The sequence below is a fragment of the Citrobacter sp. GW821-FHT07H02 genome, from assembly GCF_059418505.1.
In genome coordinates this window covers 111,695-118,216 of the sequence record NZ_JBWKPZ010000014.1, presented here as the reverse complement: position 1 = coordinate 118,216, position 6,522 = coordinate 111,695, and the positions used below count along the sequence as shown (strand labels likewise).

General features: G+C 50.6%; 6 protein-coding genes. 2 read left to right on the top strand and 4 right to left on the bottom strand.

From position 1 onward, the window contains the following. Window positions 1–42: 42 nt before the first annotated feature. The 3 genes from AC07NP_RS14985 to AC07NP_RS14975 form a co-directional block, all read right to left on the bottom strand. Window positions 43–510, bottom strand: a complete 468-nt coding sequence (locus tag AC07NP_RS14985; RefSeq protein WP_494660933.1) for an SMI1/KNR4 family protein — start codon at window positions 508–510, stop codon at window positions 43–45. 221 nt (window positions 511–731) lie between these two features. Continuing rightward, a complete protein-coding gene (locus AC07NP_RS14980; protein WP_192613537.1) occupies window positions 732–1,055 on the bottom strand; it encodes a DUF1889 family protein in 324 nt (107 codons plus the stop codon). Window positions 1,056–1,292: 237 nt separating this feature from the next. After that, window positions 1,293–2,075, bottom strand: a complete 783-nt coding sequence (locus tag AC07NP_RS14975; RefSeq protein ID WP_494660932.1) for a siderophore-interacting protein — start codon at window positions 2,073–2,075, stop codon at window positions 1,293–1,295. Window positions 2,076–2,315: 240 nt separating this feature from the next. Between AC07NP_RS14975 and AC07NP_RS14970 the strand changes: the two genes are divergently transcribed. After that, window positions 2,316–3,047: a PadR family transcriptional regulator gene (locus AC07NP_RS14970; RefSeq protein WP_494660931.1), complete on the top strand. Its 732-nt coding sequence runs from the start codon at window positions 2,316–2,318 to the stop codon at window positions 3,045–3,047. A gap of 72 nt (window positions 3,048–3,119) precedes the next feature. Here the strand turns inward: AC07NP_RS14970 and AC07NP_RS14965 are convergent, their stop codons facing one another. Then, a complete protein-coding gene (locus AC07NP_RS14965; protein ID WP_494660930.1) occupies window positions 3,120–4,640 on the bottom strand; it encodes a methyl-accepting chemotaxis protein in 1,521 nt (506 codons plus the stop codon). 430 nt (window positions 4,641–5,070) lie between these two features. Here AC07NP_RS14965 and ygjG point away from each other — a divergent pair, with 430 nt between their 5' ends. Further along, window positions 5,071–6,450: a putrescine aminotransferase gene (gene ygjG / locus AC07NP_RS14960; protein WP_192613541.1), complete on the top strand. Its 1,380-nt coding sequence runs from the start codon at window positions 5,071–5,073 to the stop codon at window positions 6,448–6,450. The last annotated feature ends 72 nt before the right edge of the window (window positions 6,451–6,522 follow it).

Below are 6,522 nucleotides of genomic sequence, written 5' to 3'. Positions count from 1 at the left end.
GGTTACCACCCAACGAATCGGAAAATCGATACTGGAAAAACTCTAAAGTGGTGGCCAGTTTTTGTTGACCACTTCAACATAATATCGCCAATGAAATACATTTCTATAGGTAGGAGAATCAGCTCTCACATCATAAATAATATACGCATCACCGTCATCATCATAATCTGAACCAATGGCAATCAAGCCATCAGGTAGTAATGATCTATGATCATATATTGATTCTTGTAACAATTTTGTTGAAGTCACAACTCTATTTGTAGAAGATAATGTAGCCATTACTATTATCCTGTTTTTTTCGTTGTACCTCGCTATAAAGTTATCTAAATTAGATAATGGAGTACATGCTTGATCAGCTACCAAATGAATATAATCCTTATATTCATTTGGCAAGCTAATCAACAACGATTTTTCGACATCAGTAATTCCTTTTCTTATAAAGAGTGGGTCAGCGATTAAATCTGGCTCATCTACTTCCCATTTCACCAAGTCATCTTTCTGTATTTTCATACTAAAAACCCTCACCACGTCACATTGAATCACCAACTACATGAAGTGTCCCACTATTAACAAGACTTGTTGACCCTTGCCCAAAATCAGTGCAGTGCTAAATCGGAAAAGAGATCAAAACAAGGCGGACTGTTCTGCCTATCCTTTATGACAGAAATGGATGCTCCCACATCGGAGGTGAGAGCATCGGGGAAAAGGTGATCTTTTAAAGCGTGTTCAGCCTATACCAGAGCCTGAAGTTGCTCACGCATATAGGAAGTAAAAAATTCAGGGTTTTTGATCAGTACACGCTCCCCTGACGCAATTTTTTCAGCCCATCCGGCCACTTTTTTGGTGAATTCGGGGTTCCACCCCTCCTGCTCGCCTCGTGCAGTAATCTCGGCTGCGCTGGCTGGCACACCTAACTCATTCAAATATTTCAAAATTCCCTTTGTGGTACTTTCATCCATTGAGTCTGGGGGGGCGACGGATGTATTCATACCGTTAATGAAATCCAGTGCTTTCTCAATTGCTGTTGGCATGCTCTTATCCTTAAAATTAACCACGTAAACATCACATCTACACTATGACCTTAAACCGATCTTAATATCAAAGAAATCATTAAATTTATGTCGGTTTACGCGGTTCATTCCTTCGTTTCTGATTCATTGGTACGTAACGGCGCGAGGGTTCTGGCGATGCCATATCTATGCTGACAGCACCGACGCAACACGGTTCGTGGTCGTCGGGCAAGCCTCATCGTTGGCTCCCCTAATTGCATTGTTAGGGAGATTGCTGATGAATTAATCGAGCGATGGCTTGTTGTGCCAGTAGGCCGCTGCCCGCACTAAATGAGGATCAAAAGCCTCAGTATCGAACCGTTGACTGAGTTTTTTGACAACCTTCCCTTCACCGGTGATCCAGATGAAATAATCTTCTGCAGGAATCGAAAGCTGTGACAAGCGCACATCCACCGCCTGCTCGTCCTGCCCGACGAACCACTCAATCGCAAATCCATCAAGATGGGCGAGGTAATCCTGATACGCCGCGTTTTGCACACTGACCAGCGCCGTGACATTCGGGCGCACAGTCAGTCGGCTGATCGCCTCCAGGCGGCGGCGCAATGCCGGCATTCCCGATTCATCACAAACATAAACCTGGTATGCGTAATCGTCTGGCACCACCAGCGAACCGCGCGGTCCGCCAATCGTGAGCGTGTCCCCCTCGCGGGCATGCTTCGCCCAGGTGCTCGCCACCCCGCCATCATGGAGATAAAAATCCAGCGCCAGTTCATGGCGCTCCTCATCGTATAACGGTGTGTAATCACGTGTTGTTGGGCGAATACCATCCGCCCAGACGATACCTTCGTCAGTCACCGTCGGCGGTACAAAGCGACTGTCCGGCTCCGGGAAAAAGACCTTGGTGTGATCGTCAAATCCCAGAGAGCGAAAGCCTTCCAGAGCATTTCCTCCCAGCACAATACGCTGAAAACCCGCGCTGATACGTTCAACACGCAGGACGGTCAGTTCGCGAAAGCGCAGTTCATTACGAACGCGCTGTGGATAGCGTGAGGTTTTTTTGGTCATTCTTTTCGCCTTCGTGATTGTATTACGATATATCTAAATTGTTTATCGCAAATGATAATGATTGTTAATTGAAAATATTGCAAGATTTTTATGATATATGCCATGTTCTTCAGCCTGTAACCACAAACAAAATAAATACCAATAAAATCATAAAATTAAAAACAAAACCCACTTAAAACTTGCATAACAAAAACATTTAGATATAAATTAGATATATCGAAATAACATCAGGAGATGATCATGCAACATCCACATGAGGGTTGCTGTAAAGGCAAAGGACATCAGCACGAAGGCTGCCATCACGAGCATCATCAAGAGGGCTGCTGTAAAGGTGAAGGGCATCAGCACGATGGCGGCCATCAAGAGCATCATCAAGAGGGCTGCTGTAAAGGCGAAGGACATCAGCACGAAGGCTGCCATCACGAACATCATCAAGAAGGTTGCGGCAGGGAACGCCATCACGGCCATGAACATGGCTGCGAGCATCGCCACGGTCGAGGCGGACGCCGCCAGCGATTTTTCGGCCACGGCGAGTTACGTCTGGTGATTCTGGATATCTTGACCCGCGATGCAAGCCACGGCTATGAGCTTATCAAAGCCATTGAAACACTGACGCAGGGTAACTACACCCCAAGCCCCGGCGTGATTTATCCGACGCTGGATTTTCTGCAAGATCAGGAATTTATCAGTATCAGCGAAGAAGAAGGCGGTCGGAAGAAGATAGCCATCACTCAGGCCGGACAGCAGTGGCTGGATGAAAATAATGAACAGCTCGAACGTATTCAGGAGCGCGTAAAAGCACGCTGCGTGGGTTTCGAATTACGTAAAAACCCGCAGATGAAGCGGGCGCTGGATAACTTCAAAGCCGTGCTGGATCTGCGGGTGAATCAGGCTGATATCAGTGAAGCACAGATCAAAAAAATCATCGGTGTGATTGACCGTGCAGCGCTGGACATCACCCAACTCGATTAAACGGGCTGTGTATTCGCGTCCCTGCCCTCGCCTCCCTCTGGAGGCGAGAGAAACCGCGTCAGGGACGCGGACTCAATGCAGAACCGTGACGGCATCTTCCAGACGGCTGGCGCGGTGTCTCACCATTGCTGAAACTCTGGCGCTCTCTTCCACCAGTTCGGCATTCTTATGCGTGATGTTATTTAACTCATCCACCGCCAGCGTCAGGCTGGAAAGCCCGTCCGACTGCTCCAGTGTCGAATGACTGATTTGGGCGATGAGCTGGGTCACATTTTGCACCTGCGCCACAATGTCATCCATCGTCCTTCCTGCCGCATGAACCTGTTCTGAGCCGGACTGTACCCGGGAAGCACTGGCATCAATTAGCTTACGAATATCGTTCGCCGCGCTGGCGCTTCGGCTGGCAAGGTGGCGAACCTCTCCGGCGACCACAGCAAACCCTTTGCCCTGTTCACCTGCTCGTGCGGCTTCAACTGCGGCATTCAGCGCCAGAATATTGGTCTGAAACGCGATATCGTTAATGAGTGCAGTGATCGTGCCGATCCGTTGTGTACTGTCGGCAATGTCATCCATCGTTTTGATGACGGTCTCCATCGCTTCCCCACCCTGAGTTGCCGCACCGCTGGCCGCGATAGAAAGTTTGTCGGCAGCCGATGCGGTGGCGGTATTTTTCTTCACCGATTCCGCCATCTGGTTCATGGTCGTTACCGTTTGCTGCACATTTTCCACCGTCTGGCGGGTGTGTTTGTTCAGATCGTCATTCCCTTTCGCCAGAGTTTCACTGCCATTTCTGACGCTGGACACCTGACTTGAGACATCATTAATGAGCCAGCGACACATCAACCCGAGCTGACCCACAGCCCGCAGCGTCAAACCCAACTCGTCGCTACGATTCAGATGCGTCACACTGTTACGATCCCCTGTCGCCACCTTCAACGCCTGCCGGGCCACATTTTCAATCGGACGCACAATTTGCCACTCAAACATCGCCGTCCCCAGCAGCATGACCAGCGCGCCGATCACGAGTGACGCCACAGGCGCATTTTGCTGCATCAGGCTCGCCGCCAGTACCGCGAAGATAAACGCCATCACACAACGTACCCGCCAGCGGATGGGGAGCGCCGGAAGTTTGCCTAACCAGCCCTTACGCACCACCAGCCCCTTGTGGAGGCGTTTACGGCAGCGCCCTTCCTTCAGAGCGTGATACAACGGCTCAACCGCCGCAATTTCATCTTCCGTCGCGCGGATACGAATGGACATATACCCGGTCACTTTTCCCTCGCGAACCATCGGCACCGCATTGGCGCGGATCCAGTAGTGATCGCCATTCTTGCAGCGATTTTTAACGATGCCGCTCCACGGTTCCCCTTGTTGCAGGGTGTACCACATATCCGCAAATGCCGCTTTCGGCATATCTGGATGACGCACAAGGTTATGTGGCTGCGCCTGGAGTTCGCTCAACGAATAGCCGCTCACCTGCACGAAGGTGTCATTCGCATGCGTGATATAGCTGTGTAAGTCAGTCGTGGACATGAGGGTCGTATCGTCGTCCAGTGGAATGCTTTTCTGGCTGACGTAGAGATGAGAAGACATGATCGCGTCCTATGCAGGTTATTTTGATGTTAACTTTTCTGTCAGATGTTATTTCGGCGCTAATCGATTTATCTTTAGTTGTTAAAATTGATTTAGATCGCAATTTGCGATTAAACCTCAATATTTGTACGCAATCTAATCCATTGATTTAAATTACTTTCATTGCGTAACTATCAAGCCGTGCTGAATCCTCCGCCCTATTTTTGGGCGTTTTTTGCACTTTTTCGGGGCGTTTTGCGGGTAAAAATGGGCGCATCTGCGTACGTAAAGTCGGTTATGCCGTCTCGATTGTTAACAAATAAGATTAAATGTTGCGTAAATGCGATTATTCCTGGTGTTTATCCCGATTTTCATGAACGCCTTCGGGATGGCGCAATCCCTGCAATACTTAAATCGGTATCATGTGATACGCGATCCCCGGGAGCACATTTTGAACAGGTTACCTTCCAGCGCCTCAGCCTTAGCCTGCAGCGCGCACGCACTGAATCTCATTGAGAAGCGAACGCTTGATCATGAGGAGATGAAAGCACTGAACCGAGAGGTGATTGAGTATTTCAAAGAGCACGTCAATCCGGGGTTTTTAGAGTACCGAAAATCTGTGACTGCAGGCGGGGATTACGGAGCCGTAGAGTGGCAAGCAGGAGGTCTGAATACGCTTGTCGACACTCAGGGACAGGAGTTTGTTGATTGCCTGGGTGGTTTTGGAATTTTCAACGTGGGGCACCGTAATCCAGTTGTGGTTTCCGCCGTACAGAATCAACTCGCGAAACAACCATTGCATAGTCAGGAATTACTTGACCCGCTTCGTGCCATGCTGGCGAAAACACTCGCCGCACTGGCGCCCGGTAAACTGAAATACAGCTTCTTCTGTAACAGTGGAACAGAGTCTGTGGAGGCCGCGCTGAAACTGGCGAAGGCGTATCAGTCACCGCGTGGCAAATATACCTTCATCGCCACCAGCGGCGCGTTCCACGGAAAATCGCTGGGCGCACTATCCGCTACGGCAAAATCCACCTTCCGTAAACCGTTTATGCCGCTGCTGCCGGGGTTCCGTCATGTGCCTTTTGGTAACGTTGAGGCCATGCGTACCGCGCTTAGCGAGTGTAAAAAAACCGGTGATGATGTGGCCGCCGTCATTCTGGAACCGATCCAGGGCGAAGGCGGGGTGATCCTGCCGCCGCCAGGTTATCTGACCGCCGTACGTAAACTCTGCGATGAGTTCGGCGCGTTGATGATTCTGGATGAAGTGCAGACCGGGATGGGACGCACCGGCAAAATGTTCGCCTGTGAGCATGAGAATGTGCAACCCGACATTCTGTGCCTGGCAAAAGCGCTGGGGGGCGGTGTGATGCCGATTGGCGCCACTATCGCAACCGAAGAAGTGTTTTCGGTGTTATTCGACAACCCCTTCCTGCATACCACGACGTTTGGCGGTAACCCGCTGGCCTGTGCGGCGGCGTTGGCCACCATTAACGTGCTGCTGGAGCAGAACTTACCGGCTCAGGCGGAACAGAAAGGCGACATTCTGCTGGACGGTTTCCGCCAGTTGGGTCGGGAATATCCGGATCTGATCCAGGAAGCGCGTGGGAAAGGGATGCTGATGGCGATTGAGTTTGTCGATAACGAGATCGGCTACAACTTTGCCAGCGAGATGTTCCGCCAGCGCGTACTGGTTGCCGGAACGCTCAACAACGCGAAAACGATTCGTATCGAACCGCCGCTCACGCTGACTATTGAGCAGTGTGAACTGGTACTCAAAGCGACTCGCAAAGCGTTGGCGGCCATGCGCGTCAGCGTGGAGCAAGTGTGACAGATGCCGGATGGCAGCGACGTTCTTAACCGGCCTACGCAGGCACCGCACCGTAGGCCGGATAAGATGCGT

Coding starts and splice junctions, on each gene's coding strand:
- AC07NP_RS14970 (WP_494660931.1), top strand. CDS start 2,316: ATGCAACATCCACATGAGGGTTGCTGTAAAGGCAAAGGACATCAGCAC.
- AC07NP_RS14965 (WP_494660930.1), bottom strand. CDS start 4,640: ATGTCTTCTCATCTCTACGTCAGCCAGAAAAGCATTCCACTGGACGAC.
- AC07NP_RS14985 (WP_494660933.1), bottom strand. CDS start 510: ATGAAAATACAGAAAGATGACTTGGTGAAATGGGAAGTAGATGAGCCA.
- AC07NP_RS14975 (WP_494660932.1), bottom strand. CDS start 2,075: ATGACCAAAAAAACCTCACGCTATCCACAGCGCGTTCGTAATGAACTG.